General features: G+C 52.9%; 12 protein-coding genes, 2 tRNA genes and 4 other RNA genes. 10 read left to right on the top strand and 8 right to left on the bottom strand.

Annotated features, from left to right (window positions below; genetic code table 11):
* Positions 1–68 precede the first annotated feature (68 nt).
* Entirely contained in the window at positions 69–1,082 is a 1,014-nt protein-coding gene (gene rssB / locus LA337_10130) for a two-component system response regulator RssB (GenBank protein UBI18011.1), read from the bottom strand.
* A gap of 91 nt (positions 1,083–1,173) precedes the next feature.
* Positions 1,174–2,085: a patatin-like phospholipase RssA gene (gene rssA, locus LA337_10125; GenBank protein ID UBI18010.1), complete on the bottom strand. Its 912-nt coding sequence runs from the start codon at positions 2,083–2,085 to the stop codon at positions 1,174–1,176.
* 111 nt (positions 2,086–2,196) lie between these two features.
* Between rssA and LA337_10120 the strand changes: the two genes are divergently transcribed.
* The 8 genes from LA337_10120 (at position 2,197) to LA337_10085 (ending at position 4,615) form a co-directional block, all read left to right on the top strand.
* On the top strand, positions 2,197–2,652 hold the full coding sequence (locus LA337_10120) for a YchJ family protein (protein UBI18009.1): 456 nt from the start codon (positions 2,197–2,199) through the stop codon (positions 2,650–2,652).
* 55 nt (positions 2,653–2,707) lie between these two features.
* Positions 2,708–3,550 (top strand): formyltetrahydrofolate deformylase, encoded by an 843-nt coding sequence (purU, locus tag LA337_10115; GenBank protein UBI18008.1) that lies wholly within the window; start codon positions 2,708–2,710, stop codon positions 3,548–3,550.
* A 166-nt stretch (positions 3,551–3,716) separates the two neighbouring features.
* Positions 3,717–3,854: non-coding RNA, RtT sRNA (locus LA337_10110), on the top strand.
* Between the two features lie 33 nt (positions 3,855–3,887).
* Positions 3,888–3,972, top strand: a tRNA-Tyr gene (locus LA337_10105).
* Between the two features lie 43 nt (positions 3,973–4,015).
* Positions 4,016–4,147, top strand: a non-coding RNA gene (locus LA337_10100) — RtT sRNA.
* 35 nt (positions 4,148–4,182) lie between these two features.
* A tRNA-Tyr gene (locus LA337_10095) sits at positions 4,183–4,267 on the top strand.
* A gap of 43 nt (positions 4,268–4,310) precedes the next feature.
* Positions 4,311–4,441, top strand: a non-coding RNA gene (locus LA337_10090) — RtT sRNA.
* A gap of 43 nt (positions 4,442–4,484) precedes the next feature.
* Positions 4,485–4,615, top strand: a non-coding RNA gene (locus tag LA337_10085) — RtT sRNA.
* 186 nt (positions 4,616–4,801) lie between these two features.
* Here LA337_10085 and narI read toward each other — a convergent pair.
* The 5 genes from narI to LA337_10060 form a co-directional block, all read right to left on the bottom strand.
* Entirely contained in the window at positions 4,802–5,479 is a 678-nt protein-coding gene (gene narI, locus LA337_10080) for a respiratory nitrate reductase subunit gamma (protein UBI18007.1), read from the bottom strand.
* Positions 5,479–6,189 carry a nitrate reductase molybdenum cofactor assembly chaperone gene (narJ, locus tag LA337_10075; GenBank protein UBI18006.1) on the bottom strand — a complete coding sequence of 237 codons (711 nt, stop codon included), beginning with the start codon at positions 6,187–6,189 and terminating at the stop codon, positions 5,479–5,481. Before narJ ends, narI begins: the two co-directional genes overlap by 1 nt.
* Complete coding sequence (gene narH, locus LA337_10070) at positions 6,186–7,724, bottom strand: nitrate reductase subunit beta (GenBank protein UBI18005.1); 1,539 nt, start codon at positions 7,722–7,724, stop codon at positions 6,186–6,188. The genes narJ and narH overlap by 4 nt, the downstream gene beginning before the upstream one ends.
* The gene (locus tag LA337_10065) at positions 7,721–11,464 is read right to left on the bottom strand and encodes a nitrate reductase subunit alpha (protein UBI18004.1); all 3,744 of its coding nucleotides are present in this window, start codon (positions 11,462–11,464) and stop codon (positions 7,721–7,723) included. Before LA337_10065 ends, narH begins: the two co-directional genes overlap by 4 nt.
* A 395-nt stretch (positions 11,465–11,859) precedes the next feature.
* Positions 11,860–13,251, bottom strand: a complete 1,392-nt coding sequence (locus LA337_10060) for a NarK family nitrate/nitrite MFS transporter (GenBank protein ID UBI18003.1) — start codon at positions 13,249–13,251, stop codon at positions 11,860–11,862.
* A gap of 340 nt (positions 13,252–13,591) precedes the next feature.
* Here LA337_10060 and narX point away from each other — a divergent pair, with 340 nt between their 5' ends.
* On the top strand, positions 13,592–15,388 hold the full coding sequence (narX, locus tag LA337_10055; protein ID UBI18002.1) for a nitrate/nitrite two-component system sensor histidine kinase NarX: 1,797 nt from the start codon (positions 13,592–13,594) through the stop codon (positions 15,386–15,388).
* Positions 15,381–16,031, top strand: coding sequence for a two-component system response regulator NarL (narL, locus tag LA337_10050; GenBank protein ID UBI18001.1), 651 nt, complete (start codon positions 15,381–15,383; stop codon positions 16,029–16,031). The genes narX and narL overlap by 8 nt, the downstream gene beginning before the upstream one ends.
* A 21-nt stretch (positions 16,032–16,052) precedes the next feature.
* On the opposite strand, the gene LA337_10045 is transcribed toward narL, so the two are convergent.
* Positions 16,053–17,438, bottom strand: a complete 1,386-nt coding sequence (locus tag LA337_10045) for a YchO/YchP family invasin (protein UBI18436.1) — start codon at positions 17,436–17,438, stop codon at positions 16,053–16,055.
* Positions 17,439–17,513: the final 75 nt, after the last annotated feature.

The raw sequence follows: 17,513 nt of genomic DNA, 5'->3' as shown, positions 1-17,513 counted from the left end.
TGGCGCTGATAGTAGCACTCACAACATGAGGGGGGTGAGCCAATTTCATTCCCACTCCTATCGGTTGTTCATTCCGCAGACAACATCAGGCGCAGGCGACCACCTGCCCCCCAAATTTGGCACTGCCAGGACTCGCAACGTTGGCTCAGTTGATTAAGATATGCATTCCCTAAGGTTCCCAACGGAACGCCATTGCTGATTTGTACATTGTGGGAACCTGTATTTAATGTCGCATTCAGCCCCGCTGATACCAAAATCAGGTTTTTTAATCCGCTGTGGTAATAGCCAACCAGCAGAGGAAATTGTCCGGGCAAATTAGCCTGACGCAATAAATGGTTTACCTGTTTCAATAACGCACCCAGCTCTGGCAATCGTTGATTTTGATGCGCCAGTTGTTCCTGCAGCAAACCGTTAAATAGCGCACGCAGTAATAATGCCGCCAGAACGCCATTATCCCCTGCCCGCGTCACATCCAGACAATAAAACGCAAGGTCATGGTCCGATAGCGGCGCAATATCCAGTACCAGCCCCGGCTGATCGGCGGCCACCAGCTGGCGATAGTTGATCCGACATTGCGAAATCACTTGCGACACCGGAGGCTGTAATTCTTGCAACAGCTTCGCTGCAGCAGCAGGATCACCAACCATCGCATCCCAGTCGCGAAATAGCCGCTCTTCTTCTTCCACGCGTGAATTAAACATATTGGGATACAGGCAGGCAAAGACCGTTTCTCGCAGGCGATTAAGATCTTTCACCGGCTTTAACAGAACATCATCGACACCCAATCGTAGCGCTTTGGCTATGTCAGACATATTTTCCGTCGCTGATATCACCAGGATTGGGGTCTGATCGCCACGATTACGCAGATACTCCACCAGCTTGAGACCATTCATGCGTGGCATAGCCAGGTCGCAGATCATCAGGTCGGGTTTAAAATGCCCGAGTAAATCCAGTGCTTCAAGTCCGTCGCCAGCTACCGCCGTTGTCGCTCCCAAAGAGGAAAACCATGAGTCCATGAGTGAGCGAAATACCGGCTCATCCTCAACGATAAGAATCTGTTTTCCGACCAATGGCTGCGTCATATTCTCCCCCCTGACTGGCTTTAGTAAATAGTGGCATGCTATTGCTACTCACGCCTGTCAGAATTTGCTTAAGTGTTGATAAAAAAATGCGTTAGACGTTGGTTTTCACCAGGGGTAGAAGCTCATCCATTTTCTTCTCGACCGCCAGTTGTCCGGCAGCAATTGCTGCGCTGGCACGGTGAAAATCCAGCGTGGATATTTGCGGACAGAACGGCTGAATCAGGATATCTGGCGGGTCACCGGCCATACGGTTACGTTTCAGACGGTTTTCCAGAACCTGAATAGACGTCGTCATGATCTCCATCGCCGTCGGCGCGGTCACCGTACGCCTGGCCGTTATATTGCTCAAGCGCTCTTTCAGGCGGGCACGCCATGAGAGTTCGTCAGCATCCTCACCCGTTTCGGTATCACTGCTGACGTTGAAGGAGAGTAAATCTTGCTGCATGAGATGCGCATCGTGTTGCAGATCAACGGCAATAACGATGTCGGCGCCCAGCGCACGGGTTAGAGACACAGGAACGGGATTCACCACCGCGCCATCGACCAGCCAGTAACCATTATGCGCCACGGGAGACATCAAACCAGGAATACTGCATGAGGCCCGGACAGCCAGGTGCAAATCACCTTCGGTGAACCATAGCTCCCGACCCGTACTCAGATTAGTTGCCACTGTGGCGAAACGTCGGGTGCATTGCTCAATCGCTTCTACCGGCATGACATTACGGTACTGATTAAAAACCCGTTCACCACGCAGTAAACCGCCCCTGCGCCACGAGAGGTCCATCAGACGTAAAACGTCCCAATAGCTGAAAGAACAAACCCACTGTTCTAGAGCAGGTAACTTATTGCATGCGTAGGCTGCACCAACCAGCGAACCAATGGAGCACCCTGCCACGATATCAACATCAATGCCCATATGCTTTAGGGCTTTAATAACGCCAATATGCGACCAACCTCGCGCCGCGCCGGAACCTAGCGCCAGCCCAATTTTTATTTTTCTCATTGTACGTACAAACTTCCCCTGGCTTGCAGACGTAGCAACATCGCTACCGCTCAGTTAACATAGTGCCACTCTGGCGTTTTTACGCCGTTTTTTTATTCCAGGGAGTACTTTGTGTCTCAGCTTTGTCCCTGTGGTAGCGCTGTCGAGTATAGCCTATGTTGCTACCGTTATGTGTCCGGCGCGCAAGTAGCACCTACGCCGTCACATCTCATGCGTTCTCGTTACTGCGCTTTTGTGATGAAAGACGCAGATTACCTTATCAGAACCTGGCATCCGGACTGTCATGCCGCCGCGTTTCGCGACGACATTATCGCAGGATTTGCCCACACCGAATGGCTCGGGCTGAACGTTTTTGAACAAGACACGGCAGACACAGATAATGTCGGCTATGTCAGCTTTGTTGCACGGTTTTCTGAACAAGGTAAAACAGGCGCAATTATCGAGCGCTCTCGTTTTTTAAAAGAAAACGGTCAGTGGTACTATATAGACGGTACACGCCCTCAAATTGGACGAAACGATACCTGCCCTTGTGGCTCCGGTAAAAAATTTAAAAAGTGCTGCGGCTAATCAACGCCCGACAGTATCAATTTTGCAAACATTCTCAACAGGATCACCGCTGCAAATGCATTCATTACAACGAAAAGTGCTGCGTACTATTTGCCCCGACCAAAAAGGTCTGATCGCACGCATTACGAATATCTGTTACAAGCATGAACTGAACATCGTGCAAAACAATGAGTTCGTGGACCACCGTACCGGGCGCTTTTTTATGCGTACCGAACTGGAGGGTATTTTTAACGACGTCACGCTGCTTGCCGATCTGGATAGTGCCCTACCCGATGGCTCCATTCGTGAATTAACGCCAGCAGGACGCCGCCGTATCGTCATTTTGGTCACCAAGGAAGCACATTGTCTGGGCGACCTGTTAATGAAGGCCAATTATGGCGGTCTGGATGTTGAAATCGCGGCAGTTATCGGCAACCACGAAACGCTGCGCCCTTTGGTTGAACGGTTTGATATTCCGTTTGAGCTGGTCAGCCACGAAGGTTTAACGCGTGACGAACACGACCAGAAAATGGCCGACGCTATCGACGCGCACCAACCAGACTATGTCGTGCTGGCAAAATACATGCGCGTTTTGACGCCAACGTTTGTTTCACGCTTCCCGAATAAGATTATCAATATCCACCATTCATTCCTGCCGGCGTTTATTGGTGCTCGTCCTTACCATCAGGCTTATGAGCGCGGTGTGAAGATCATCGGCGCAACGGCTCACTACGTGAATGATAACCTCGATGAAGGTCCAATCATTATGCAGGACGTGATTCACGTTGATCACACCTACACCGCAGAAGACATGATGCGTGCGGGTCGTGACGTTGAGAAAAATGTATTAAGCCGCGCACTGTATCAAGTGCTGGCTCAACGCGTGTTTGTTTACGGCAACCGAACGATTATTCTGTAATCGATTGATAATTTAATTGGTTACCTTTACATCTTTACGCGTAAAAATCAGGCAACCAGTTCTTTTTTATCAACGGAATACTTTACAGGGGCGCATCATTTGATATGATGCGCCCCGCTTCCAACGGAAGCAGGCCAGTAACTAGCATTACCCCTAGTGGGGTTCCCGAGCGATCATAAGGGAGCTGACTGCAAATCTGCCGTCAACGACTTCAAGGTTCGACTCGAGCGATAGTGAGAGAACGTTGCCGCAGGCAACGGCCCGAAGGGTGAGGAGCTTTAGCTCCGAATAATCCTTATCACTATAGAATGCAAGCAGCATAATGAATTTACCCTGTGGTGGGGTTCCCGAGCGGCCAAAGGGAGCAGACTGTAAATCTGCCGTCATCGACTTCGAAGGTTCGAATCCTTCCCCCACCACCATTATTCACTACAGCGATGTAGTAACCCCAATAAGCTATGCTGAAGTTTGCACTTACTGGGAAGGGTGAGAGCCTTCGATTAAGGTTCGACTCGAGCGAAAGCGAGAGAACGTTGCCAACGGCAACGGCCCGAAGGGTGAGGAGCGAAGCGACGAATAATCCTTCCCCCACCACCATTCATTACGTTAGATTCACAAATTAGTATACCCCTGGTGGGGTTCCCGAGCGGCCAAAGGGAGCAGACTGTAAATCTGCCGTCATCGACTTCGAAGGTTCGAATCCTTCCCCCACCACCATAACTTCATAAAGCAACACACCCAATTCATCTGCAATGCCCTATATTCTGCCCATGCGGGAAGGATGAGAAACTTCGACTAAGGTTCGATTCGAGCGTAGCGAGAAAGCGTTGCCAAAGGCAACGACCCGAAGGGCGAAGCGCGCAGCGCTGAGTAATCCTTCCCCCACCACCATAACTTCATAAAGCAACACACCTCATTCATCTGCAATGCCCTATATTCTGCCCATGCGGGAAGGATGAGAAACTTCGGCTAAGGTTCGATTCGAGCGTAGCGAGAAAGCGTTGCCAAAGGCAACGACCCGAAGGGCGAAGCGCGCAGCGCTGAGTAATCCTTCCCCCACCACCATCACTTCATAAAGCAACACACCTCATTCATCTGCAATGCCCTAATTTGCCTGATGCGCTGGGCTTATCAGACCTACAAAGCTCACTGACACCTGTGTAGGCCGGATAAGGTGTTAACGTCGCCATCCGGCAAACAGGCATAAAAAAACCCCGCCGGAGCAGGGTTTTGTCTTGAACAGATAACCGATTAGTGACGCGCGCGAACAATCTGGTATTTGCGTGTCAGATATTCGACCGGAACGCTCCAGATGTGTACCAGACGCGAGAACGGGAACAACAGGAACAGCGTCATACCCAGCACCAGGTGCATACGGAAAATGAACGCAACACCATCCAGATATTGAGACGCTCCGCCGTGGAAAGTCACCACTGTCTGCGCCCAGTTCACCAGCTTCATCATCTCGCTACCGTCCATATGCTGGGCGGAGAACGGAATGGTCAGCAGGCCCAGCGCACACTGAATCACCAGCAGCGAGAGGATCAAAATATCCGCTCCGGTGGTGGTCGCCCGCACGCGTGGGCTGAACAGACGACGTTTTAGCAGCAGTACGCCACCAATCAGACACATCAAACCACTGGCACCGCCCGCGAACATTGCCATCTTTTGTTTCACTTCAAGCGGCAACCACGCTTCATACATCCAGTGTGGCGTCAGCATGCCAAGGAAGTGCCCGGCAAAAATCCCCAGGATCCCGATATGGAACAGGTTTGACGCCAGGTTCATCCCTTTGCGATCCAGCATCTGGCTGGAGGCCGCACGCCAGGTATATTGCCCATAGTCATAACGCAGCCAACTGCCGATCAGAAAGACAGAACCCGCAATGTACGGATAGATGTCAAAGAAGAACGTATTCAGGAAGTGCATTATTGCTGTCCTCCGGTGGTGATATTCAGATACTGCGGCGCAACGGCCCCGGCAAAACGACGCTGGTGAGCGGAGATTTCCGACTCGCCACACCCCTGATCGGCGAAGAATTTTACCTGCTCTTCTTCCCAGACCGCATCCAGCGCTTGTGGGGTATCATCACGTGCTTCATCCGCAATTTTTTCAGCCACTTTGTCGCTGTCGATAACGGTATTCGCCAGTTTTAACAGCAGATCGAACAGCACCGCATAACGGCTTTCACGCTGTTGCAAACGAGCGCTGAGCAAAGCCAGAATCGGCGCGATATCCTGCAAACCACCTAACGCTTCACTTTTTGGCAACTGCGCAAGGTATTCCAGATACAGCGGCAGATGATCGGGAAGTTCGCGGCTGTCGAGCTGCAAACCGTGCTGCTCATACTGCGCCATCAGATCAACCATCGCCTGACCGCGGTCGCGGGACTCACCGTGAACATGTTCAAACAGCAGCAGCGATGTGGCGCGGCCACGGTCAAACAGTTCGCTGTAGGCGGCCTGTACATCCAGCATGTCCTGCGCGGTCAGATCGCGAAGGAAAACGCCCAGGGTCTGGGCATCCTCTTTATCCAGGTTCTCAGATGACGCGAGTGCATCGAAAAGTTCCTGCTGATGCTGCCACAGGGCAGCATCCGGGTACTCGAGCAGACGCGAAACAATGACGAGTTCAATCATTGGTGCGGCTCCGTTTTGCTGGTCACATCAACAGCGTCAATGCGGCGGCTGTTGAACAGATTGAATTTAGTATCAGAACCATGGCAACCGTCGCCGAAGGTAAAGCCACAACCGCTTTTCTCCGGGAACGCGTCACGCGCCAGTTCGCGATGGCTGCTCGGTACCACGAAACGATCTTCGTAGTTGGCAATCGCCAGGTAACGATACATTTCCTGTGCCTGCGCTTCGCTTAAACCCACCTCTTCCAGCGCACGAGTATCAACTTTACCGTCAACGGTTTCCGCGCGTTTGTAGTGACGCATCGCCAGCATACGTTTCAGCGCTAACAGTACCGGCTGAGTGTCGCCTGCGGTCAGAAGATTCGCCAGGTACTGAACCGGGATACGCAGACTGTCAACGTCCGGCAGAATACCGTTGCTGCCAAGCTCACCCGCATCGGCGGCAGACTGAATCGGTGACAATGGCGGCACGTACCATACCATCGGCAGCGTGCGATATTCCGGATGCAGCGGTAGCGCCAGCTTCCAGTCCATCGCCATTTTGTAAACCGGAGACTGCTGTGCGGCATCAATGACGCTCAGCGGAATGCCATCCTTCAGCGCCTGTTCAATAACAGCCGGATCGTTCGGATCGAGGAACACGTCCAGTTGACGCTGGTACAGATCTTTCTCGTGCTCGGTGCTTGCCGCACTCTCGATCGCATCCGCGTCATACAGCAGTACGCCGAGGTAACGGATACGACCGACGCAGGTTTCGGAGCACACGGTCGGTTGACCGGCTTCGATACGCGGGTAGCAGAAGATGCACTTCTCAGACTTCCCACTCTTCCAGTTGAAGTAGATCTTCTTGTACGGGCAGCCGGTGATACACATACGCCAGCCGCGGCACTTATCCTGGTCGATCAGCACGATGCCATCTTCTTCACGCTTGTAGATAGCGCCGCTTGGGCAGGTCGCCACGCACGCCGGGTTAAGGCAGTGCTCACACAGACGCGGCAGGTACATCATGAAGGTGTTTTCAAACTGACCGTACATCGCCTTCTGCATGTTTTCGAAGTTCTGGTCTTTGGCGCGTTTTTCGAACTCGCCGCCCAGAATTTCTTCCCAGTTTGGACCGCTGGTGATTTTGTCCATCCGCTGACCGGTGATCAGCGAGCGTGGACGGGCAATCGGCTGCGCCTTACTGTCTGCCGGGGCGTTGTGCAACGTCTGGTAGTCAAAATCAAACGGCTCGTAGTAATCATCCATACCCGGCAGATGCGGGTTAGCAAAGATTTTACCCAGCAGCAGCGCTTTGTTACCCATGCGCGGCTGCAGTTTGCCATTAATTTTACGGATCCAACCGCCCTTCCATTTTTCCTGGTTTTCCCAGTCATTCGGAAAGCCAACGCCGGGCTTACTTTCGACGTTGTTGAACCAGGCGTACTCCATACCTTCACGGCTGGTCCAGACGTTTTTACAGGTCACTGAACAGGTGTGGCAGCCGATGCACTTATCGAGATTCAGCACCATGCCGACTTGTGAACGAATTTTCATTTTACGCTCTCCTGTACCTGGTCATTGCCTTCGCCATCCAACCAGTTAATGTTCTTCATCTTACGTACAACTACGAACTCATCGCGGTTTGAACCGACGGTACCGTAGTAGTTAAAGCCGTAGGCCAGTTGCGCATAGCCGCCGATCATATGGGTCGGTTTCGGCGTAATACGGGTCACCGAGTTGTGGATCCCACCGCGCTGCTGGGTGATTTCTGAACCCGGCAGGTTAACGATACGTTCCTGCGCGTGGTACATCATGGTCATCCCAGCCGGCACACGCTGGCTGACAACTGCACGCGCCGTCAGTGCGCCGTTGCTGTTGAAGACTTCGATCCAGTCGTTATCCTCAATACCCAGATCCTTCGCATCGACTTCGCTCATCCATACAATCGGGCCGCCGCGTGACAGCGTCAGCATCAACAGGTTATCGCTGTAGGTGGAGTGGATACCCCATTTCTGGTGCGGCGTCAGGAAGTTGAGCGCTTTTTCCGGGTTACCGTTAGATTTCTCGCCGATTACCGCTTTCACGGAACGGGTGTCGATTGGCGGACGATAAACCAGCAAGCTTTCACCGAAGTCACGCATCCACTGATGATCCTGATACAACTGTTGGCGACCAGACAGCGTACGCCATGGGATCAGCTCATGAACGTTGGTATAACCGGCGTTATAAGACACATGTTCATCTTCCAGGCCTGACCAGGTCGGGCTGGAGATAATTTTGCGCGGCTGCGCCTGAATATCGCGGAAACGAATTTTTTCGTCTTCTTTATTCAGCGCCAGATGTGTATGGTCACGGCCGGTAAATTCACTCAGCGCCGCCCAGGCTTTAACGGCCACCTGACCGTTGGTTTCCGGCGCCAGGGTGAGGATCATCTCTGCGGCATCAATCGCTGTATCCAGCATCGGCTGGCCTTTCGCCGGACCTTCAGCCTTGGTGTAGTTGAGCTTACGCAGCAGATCCATTTCGCTCTGGGTGTTCCAGGCAATCCCTTTACCGCCATTACCGATTTTTTCCATCAGCGGGCCGATGGAGGTGAAACGCTCGTAGGTAGCCGGATAATCACGTTCAACGGTCATGATATGCGGCGCGGTAACACCAGGAATCAGGTCACATTCACCTTTTTTCCAGTCCTTCACGTCTAACGGCTGCGCCAGTTCGGCAGCGGAGTCGTGCTGAATTGGCAGCGTGACGACATCGGTTTCTTTACCGAGGTGGCCCACGCAAACTTCAGAGAACTTTTTGGCGATAGCTTTATAGATTTCCCAGTCGCTCTTCGATTCCCAGGCCGGGTCAACGGCTGCAGACAGAGGATGAATAAACGGATGCATATCCGAGGTATTCATATCGTCTTTTTCATACCAGGTTGCGGTCGGCAGCACGATATCGGAATACAGACAAGTACTCGACAGGCGGAAGTCCAGCGTAACGACCAGATCCAGTTTGCCGTCCAGTCCGTTATCCTGCCATTCCACTTCTTCCGGCTTCACGCCGCTCTGCTGGCCGAGATCTTTGCCCTGAATACCATGTTCAGTACCCAGCAGATACTTCAGCATGTACTCGTGGCCTTTACCGGAAGAACCGAGTAGGTTAGAACGCCAGATAAACAGATTACGCGGATGGTTTTTACCGTTTTCCGGCTGCTCTGCCGCAAAGCGAATGGAACCATCTTTCAGGGATTTAACGGTGTAGTCCACCGGCGTCATGCCTGCTTTCTGCGCTTCTTCGGCGATACGCAGCGGGTTAGTCCCTAACTGCGGCGCAGATGGCAACCAGCCCATACGTTCAGCGCGAACGTTAAAGTCAATCAAATGACCGCTGTAGCGGGATTTGTCTGCCATCGGGGACAGCAGTTCCTGCGCAGTAACCGTCTCATAGCGCCATTGGCTGGAGTGGTTATAGAAGTAGGAGGTGCTGTTCATATGACGAGGCGGACGCTGCCAGTCAAGCGCAAACGCCAGCGGCTGCCAGCCGGTTTGCGGGCGCAGTTTTTCCTGGCCGACATAGTGGGCCCAACCGCCGCCGCTCTGGCCGATACAGCCGCAGAACACCAGCATATTGATCAGGCCACGATAGTTCATATCGAGGTGATACCAGTGGTTCAGACCCGCACCGACGATAATCATCGAACGACCGTGCGTTTTATCGGCGTTATCCGCAAATTCGCGGGCGATGCGTACGATCTGAGAGCGTGATACGCCAGTGATTTTTTCTGCCCAGGCCGGTGTGTACGCTTTCACGTCATCGTAGCTGGTTGCGCAGTTTTCATCGTTCAGACCGCGTTCCAGACCGTAGTTGGCCATAGTCAGATCGTAAACGGTGGTCACCAGCGCGGTAGAGCCATCGGCGAGTTGCAGGCGTTTAACCGGCAATTTATGCAGCAGAATGTTTTCCAGTTCTACTTTGCTGAAGTGCTCGGTGCCTTCGCCGCCAAAGTACGGGAAGCCCACTTCGGCGATATCATCCTGGCTACCCAGCAGGCTGAGCTGCAGTTCGGTTTCATCACCAGACGTGCCGTCGCGCTGCTCGAGGTTCCATTTGCCTTTTTCACCCCAACGGAAACCAATTGAACCGTTTGGCGCAACCATATCGCCGTTGCTGTTGATAGCGACGGTTTTCCATTCCGGATTATTTTCCTGGCCCAGGGAGTCAACCAGATCCGCTGCACGCAGCATACGACCAGCAGCATAGTAGCCGTCGCGCTCTTCGAGCATCACCAGCATTGGCATGTCGGTATAACGACGAACGTAGTCGGTGAAGTACTGGCTCGGGTTATCGAGGTGGAACTCGCGCAGCATGACGTGGCCCATCGCCATTGCCATTGCCGCATCGGTTCCCTGCTTCGGTGCCAGCCACAGGTCGCAGAGTTTGGCGATTTCTGCGTAGTCCGGGGTAATTGCTACCGTTTTGGTCCCTTTGTACCGAACTTCGGTAAAGAAGTGTGCATCCGGAGTACGGGTCTGCGGGACGTTAGAGCCCCATGCAAGAATGTAGCTGGAGTTATACCAGTCAGCAGATTCCGGTACGTCAGTCTGCTCGCCCCAGGTCTGTGGGGAAGCCGGCGGCAGGTCACAGTACCAGTCATAAAAGCTCAGGCAGGTACCGCCAATCAGCGACATATAGCGTGCGCCGGAAGCATAAGAAACCATCGACATCGCCGGGATCGGTGAGAAGCCTGCGACACGGTCAGGACCATAGGTTTTGATGGTGTATACGTTAGATGCGGCAATCAGTTCATTCACTTCCTGCCATGAAGAGCGAACAAACCCACCACGACCACGCGCTTGTTTGAAGCTTTTTGCTTTATCGGCGTCTTCGATAATGGATGCCCATGCATCTACCGGATCGCTGTGCAGCTTTTTGGCTTCACGCCACATCTTCATCAGACGTTTGCGCATCAGTGGGTATTTCAGACGGTTAGCGCTGTAGAGATACCAGGAATAGCTTGCACCACGTGGACAGCCGCGAGGCTCGTGGTTAGGCATATCTGGACGCGTGCGTGGGTAGTCAGTTTGCTGGGTTTCCCAGGTCACCAGACCATTTTTCACATAGATTTTCCAGCTGCATGAGCCTGTGCAGTTTACCCCGTGGGTTGAACGTACGACTTTGTCATGCTGCCAACGCTGGCGGTATCCGTCCTCCCAGTCCCTGTTGGTATTGAGAAGCTGGCCATGCCCATCGGCAAAGGTTTCGCCCTTCTGCTTGAAGTAGCGAAACCGGTCCAGGAATTTACTCATCGGTTTTCTCCTGTAGGAGCCTGACGGCTCTCTGATAAATCGACATTGCTTGATTGAGTGCGAAGGTAACGCTCTGAAAGGGCGTGAGAATTGATAACGATCAAGGCAGGCAGGGATGAAAACAGAGGGTCGATTTTCACATACCCCCTTAGTGGGATATTAATAAATCAGTCAACATATTGAATTTAAATGATTTTATTAAAATCACTTATCATACAAATGTTAAATTCTTTATAAGTGGGTATTAAGGGGTATCCCCCCTGCCAGGCATATCACCCGCACCGTTTTCGCAGACTTACGTCATGGGCTCATATATAAGTATGTTGTAACTAATTTAGAGCAAAAAAAAGCGCGGTCTAACGCCGCGCAATGGATAATCAACTGCTACTACTTTTTTACTTTTTAGAATGACGTCCGTATACCGCCCAGGTGATAACCACACAAGCGACATAGAAAATCAGAAATACTTTCATCGCATCGACCGGAGATCCGGTTAATGCCAGGGACGTACCAAATGCTTTCGGGATAAAGAAGCCGCCGATCGCACCAATAGCTGAGATAAAGCCCAGCGCCGCCGCAGTGTCGGTTGCCGCCTCACGCATTGCTTTCTCTTCAGAACCCCCTTCAGCTTTCACTCTGTCCATCGTCAGCTTACGGAAGATAACGGAGATCATCTGGAAGGTTGAACCACTTCCCAGACCAGCCGTCAGGAACAACGCCAGGAACACCGCAAAGAAGGCGATAAAGTTGCCGCCGACACCGTTAGATGGCAACGTCAGGAACAGCAAGGCACTGAAAATAGCCATCAGTACGAAGTTCACCAGCGTAACGCGGGTTCCCCCCAGACGGTCAGAGATAGCCCCGCCCGCTGAACGAGCCAGCGCGCCAATCAACGGTCCAAAGAAGGCGTAATGCAGGATCTGCACCTCAGGGAACTGCGTTTTTGACAACATGGCAAAACCGGCAGAGAAACCGATGAATGAACCGAAGGTTGCCAGATACAGCAGGCTCATAATCCACAGATGCCCACGTTTCAGCACCGGCAATTGCTCTTTCAGCGACGCTTTTGAGGTTGCCAGTTCATTCATACCAAACCATGCAGCCAGCGTTAACACCGCAAGGAACGGTACCCAAATCCATGCGGCGTTTGCCAGATACAGCTGCGTACCATCCGGTTGTTCAACCCCGTGGCTACCAAATGCGGCAAAGATTGACAGTGAAACCACCAGCGGCGCAACCAACTGCATCACGCTGACGCCCATGTTGCCCAGACCACCGTTCAGACCCAGCGCACCACCCTGTTTCTGTTTTGGAAAGAAGAAGCTGATGTTTGCCATGCTGGACGCAAAGTTCGCACCAGCGAAGCCGCACAACAGGGAGATAATAATAAAGGTACTAAACGGCGTGGAGGTATCCTGCACCGCAAAACCTAACCATACGCAAGGAATGATCAGGATACCGGTGCTAAACGCCGTCCAGCGACGTCCACCAAACAGGGGAACCATAAAGGAGTACGGAACACGCAGCAGCGCGCCGGACACCGAAGGTAATGCCGTCAGCATGAACAGCTGTTCAGTGGTGAAATCAAATCCTACTTTCGGTAAGTTCACCGCCACGGCGCTAAATAACATCCACACGCAAAACGCCAGCAGCAAGCAAGGGACGGAAATCCACAGGTTACGACTGGCGATTCGTTGACCACGCTGCTGCCAGAAGGCGGGATCTTCCGGCCGCCATTCGGTAATTACAGCTCCAGATGCCCTTTCCGGGGCAGATGAGTGACTCATAGACACCTCTGATACTTGTTTCGATGCCTGCAACATTAGGGTTTACAGCTGGAGGTAAGTTGATATAAATCAAAGGAAAAGATGTCATTATTCATGCCTAAAATTTATCATTACCCTTAATGAGTACATAACTTCGGTAAAAAAGATGTGGTTTTTCACGCTTCTGTCGTCCCCTACTCCCCCTCGTCCTGGAACTCTCCCTCTACTGGCAATTAAGAGGTAGCCCGTTTGAGGTATGGGTATACTCCAGTGTATCGCCGAGAATAACGCCACTGCCTGCAGCAGAATCGTCATTCAATAAGGTTTTCTGAACAGCGAAAACCCGAAGGAACTAGTCACCATGTTTAAACGTTGTCTCTCCCCGCTCACGCTGGTCAACCAGGTGGCGCTGATTGTTTTATTGTCTACTGCCATCGGCGTGGCGGGTATGGCTGTCTCTGGCTGGCTGGTTCAGGGTGTTCAAGGTAGCGCTCATGCGATCAACAAAGCGGGTTCGCTGCGTATGCAGAGCTATCGCCTGCTGGCAGCCGTACCGCTTGACGCGAGCGATCAATCGCTGCTGGATGAAATGGAGCAAACGGCGTTTAGCCCGGAATTGACGCGCGCTGCGCAGCGTGACGGACAACAGGCGCAGTTAAAAGCATTACAGGATTACTGGCATACCGAACTGGCGCCGGGGCTTGCGCATGCGCAAACGCCTGATGCGGTAGCGCAAGATGTGACGCGCTTTGTGGACGGGCTGGATAAGCTGGTCACTGCCTTTGACCATACTACCGAATTACGCATTGAACGCGTCGTCCTGCTGCATCGCCTGATGGCCGTATTTATGGCATTACTGCTGGTTTTCACCATTATCTGGCTGCGCGTGCGCCTGTTAGAGCCGTGGAAACAGCTGCTGGCGATGGCGCGAGCAGTCAGCCAGCGTGATTTTACCCAACGCGCGAATATCAGCGGGCGCAATGAGATGGCGGCGCTGGGCTCGGCGCTAAATAATATGTCGAAGGAACTGGCCGAAAGTTACGCGGTGCTGGAACAGCGGGTACAGGAGAAAACAGCGGGCCTGGAGCACAAAAACCAGATCCTCTCTTTCCTGTGGCAAGCCAACCGCCGCCTGCACTCTCAGGTACCGTTGTGCGAACGCCTCTCGCCGGTACTGAACGGCCTGCAAAATTTGACCCTGCTGCATGATATTGAACTTCGGGTTTATGACCTGGAAGATGAAGACAATCATCAGGAATTTACCTGCCAGTCCAATGCCAGCTGTGATGAGAAAGGCTGCCATTTGTGTCCGCGCGGCACGCTGCCCGCCATTGACGGCGGTATCACGTTGAAATGGCGACTGACCGATGCGCATACCCAGTATGGTATCCTGCTCGCTACTTTGCCGAAGGGACGCCATCTCAGCCACGATCAGCAGCAACTGGTTGATACCCTGGTGGAGCAACTGACCGCCACGCTTGCGCTCGACAGGCATCAGGAGCGTCAACAGCAGTTGATCGTGATGGAAGAGCGTGCCACCATTGCGCGCGAACTTCATGATTCTATTGCACAATCGCTCTCCTGTATGAAGATGCAGGTTAGCTGTTTGCAGATGCAGGGCGATGCGCTTTCTGACAACTGCCGCGAGCTGCTCAGTCAGATTCGTAACGAGCTGAATGCTTCGTGGGCGCAATTGCGTGAGCTGTTAACCACTTTCCGTTTACAACTGACGGAACCGGGATTGCGACCGGCGCTGGAAGCCAGCTGTCAGGAATACAGCGCCCGTTTTGGATTTACGGTGAAGCTGGATTATCAGCTGCCGCCGCGCCTGGTACCTTCACATCAGGCTATACACCTGCTACAAATTGCGCGCGAAGCCCTGAGCAACGCCCTCAAACACTCTCAGGCCGACGAAGTGGTCGTGACGGTGGTGCAAAATGGCAAGCAGGTCAAACTGACAGTGCAAGATAACGGCTGCGGCGTACCGGAAAACGCCGAACGCAGTAACCATTATGGCATGATAATCATGCGCGACCGTGCGCAAAGCTTACGCGGCGATTGCCGTGTACGCCGTCGCGAGACAGGCGGTACTGAAGTTGCTGTCACTTTTATTCCCGAAACAAACTTCACAGAAGTCCAAGGAGATACCCATGAGTAATCTGGAACCGGCAACCATCCTGTTGATCGACGATCATCCGATGCTGCGAACCGGTGTGAAACAGCTTGTCAGCATGGCGCCCGATATCACCGTTGTCGGCGAAGCCAGCAATGGTGAGCAGGGTATCGAGCTGGCAGAATCCCTTGATCCCGATCTGATCCTTCTTGATTTGAACATGCCTGGCATGAACGGTCTGGAAACGCTCGACAAACTGCGTGAGAAATCCCTGTCGGGTCGTATCGTTGTGTTTAGCGTATCCAATCATGAAGAAGACGTGGTTACCGCACTGAAGCGTGGCGCCGACGGTTATCTACTGAAAGATATGGAGCCGGAAGATTTACTGAAAGCATTGCAGCAGGCTGCCGCTGGTGAAATGGTGCTGAGCGAAGCCCTGACCCCGGTTCTGGCCGCCAGCCTGCGCGCAAATCGCGCAACGTCCGACCGTGATGTCACCCAACTGACCCCGCGCGAACGCGATATTCTTAAGCTCATCGCCCAGGGTTTGCCTAACAAGATGATCGCCCGCCGACTGGACATCACCGAAAGCACGGTAAAAGTTCACGTGAAGCATATGCTGAAGAAAATGAAGCTCAAATCACGCGTTGAAGCCGCGGTATGGGTGCACCAGGAACGCATTTTCTGATAACGCATTCATGCGTCATTGTTAACGAGGATCATTTTCCGAAACCGTAAAAAACGGTTCGGTCAGTGATAGCGTGATCTCATTGGAAGAGACACGCTGGCCCTGCTCATCTTCTACCACCACAGACAACCGCCAGCGGTTCATCGCACCTTCTCTGTTGTCCCACTTCGGCATAATAATCGTCCAGCCCTGCGCGCTTCGGCTATTGCTGCCAGCCGTTAAGCTCAACGCCTGAGTATCGCCCTGCCACGCCAGATGGCGGATCCCATGCAGACTACGGACCTGCAGCGTCAGCGCCACCGTCTCTCCCGGTTTGAGATCCCAGGGCGGCGTGGCCAACAATACCGACAGCGTTTTACGCTGGCGATATTCCAGCGTCGGCAAATTGTTACGCTGCGGAGCATCATAGCGACTGCCGCGCAGCGAACGGCTGTTTGCCACCTCGCTGACCATCAGCTGTTTTTTTAGCGGCACGCCAAAACGGTAATTAAGCGTGAAGCCGAGGTTATTCTGGCTGATGCCGCTTTCACCCTGTTTGTGTTGTGCTGTCACTGTGATCAGCGGCACCGGCGTATAGCTCAGTCCGAGGTTCACCGCCACCGGATTGTGATATCCGGTTCCCGAATGAAACAGATCCACCTGGTCGCCAAAATACTGTTCCACGCTGACGCTGGTATTGAGGTGTTGATAAAACGGCATACGCATTTGCGCGGTCAGATCGTAGCCGCGGGCCATCCTTTGTTGCTGGGTTATTGAACGCTCCTGCCAGGAGGACAACGGTTGATAATAGTTTGCGGATAAGCGCAAATATTCACCCCACGCCTCTGCGCCGAGGCCGCCCCGGGGCAGATTTTCATCCAGCAGGTTATCATAAAAGGTGTTATAACCCACTAACCAACCGTCACGCACCCAACGCTGCCCAATCCCCGCATTACTGACTAAGCCTTCATCCTGTTGCGTCAAACCCAACTGGCTCCAGGTCAGAAATCGCTGATTGTCCTGCCACGGAATAAACCAACTTCCCCGACTTCCGGTAAAACTGCCTTCATTATCAACCTGCAACCCGACGCTGGCGTTTCCCCGTACAGAGAGCCAGGATTCCAACTGCTGATTCACCTGTTCGCTGACCGTGTCACGCACCTGGCCAAAGGCGTACTGCTTCGCCTGTTCACCGGTATCAAGCCCGTTATCGATCATGCTGGCTTCACCAAACGCTTTAACCATTTCGGCAAAGTGCTTTTCACCTGCCCGCGATTCAGGCGCCATACCGAGATCGGGCAAGCCATCGCTATTGTTGTCGAAAGGGTTTTCAGCCTGGTGAATAAAAGACGACTGCGCGCTGGCAGTACCGCCTGCCAAAGGCAAGAGTAGGAGAAGAGAAAATCTACAACTTAAAATACGGCTCAAATCGTTACTGGCTTTAATATCATTGAATTTGGGGATCACAGCTTAAATCCTACCTGCCCGCGCTCCCCTTTGCAG

This window comes from Citrobacter europaeus, from assembly GCA_020099315.1.
Lineage (GTDB): Bacteria > Pseudomonadota > Gammaproteobacteria > Enterobacterales > Enterobacteriaceae > Citrobacter > Citrobacter europaeus.
This window is presented reverse-complemented; position numbering and strand designations above follow the sequence as displayed.

Bases quoted from the DNA above. Each gene is read 5' to 3' on its own strand.
- LA337_10060 (UBI18003.1), bottom strand. From the start codon at position 13,251: ATGAGTCACTCATCTGCCCCGGAAAGGGCATCTGGAGCTGTAATTACC.
- LA337_10065 (UBI18004.1), bottom strand. From the start codon at position 11,464: ATGAGTAAATTCCTGGACCGGTTTCGCTACTTCAAGCAGAAGGGCGAA.
- narH (UBI18005.1), bottom strand. From the start codon at position 7,724: ATGAAAATTCGTTCACAAGTCGGCATGGTGCTGAATCTCGATAAGTGC.
- narL (UBI18001.1), top strand. From the start codon at position 15,381: ATGAGTAATCTGGAACCGGCAACCATCCTGTTGATCGACGATCATCCG.
- rssB (UBI18011.1), bottom strand. From the start codon at position 1,082: ATGACGCAGCCATTGGTCGGAAAACAGATTCTTATCGTTGAGGATGAG.
- purU (UBI18008.1), top strand. From the start codon at position 2,708: ATGCATTCATTACAACGAAAAGTGCTGCGTACTATTTGCCCCGACCAA.
- narJ (UBI18006.1), bottom strand. From the start codon at position 6,189: ATGATTGAACTCGTCATTGTTTCGCGTCTGCTCGAGTACCCGGATGCT.
- narX (UBI18002.1), top strand. From the start codon at position 13,592: ATGTTTAAACGTTGTCTCTCCCCGCTCACGCTGGTCAACCAGGTGGCG.
- rssA (UBI18010.1), bottom strand. From the start codon at position 2,085: ATGAGAAAAATAAAAATTGGGCTGGCGCTAGGTTCCGGCGCGGCGCGA.
- narI (UBI18007.1), bottom strand. From the start codon at position 5,479: ATGCACTTCCTGAATACGTTCTTCTTTGACATCTATCCGTACATTGCG.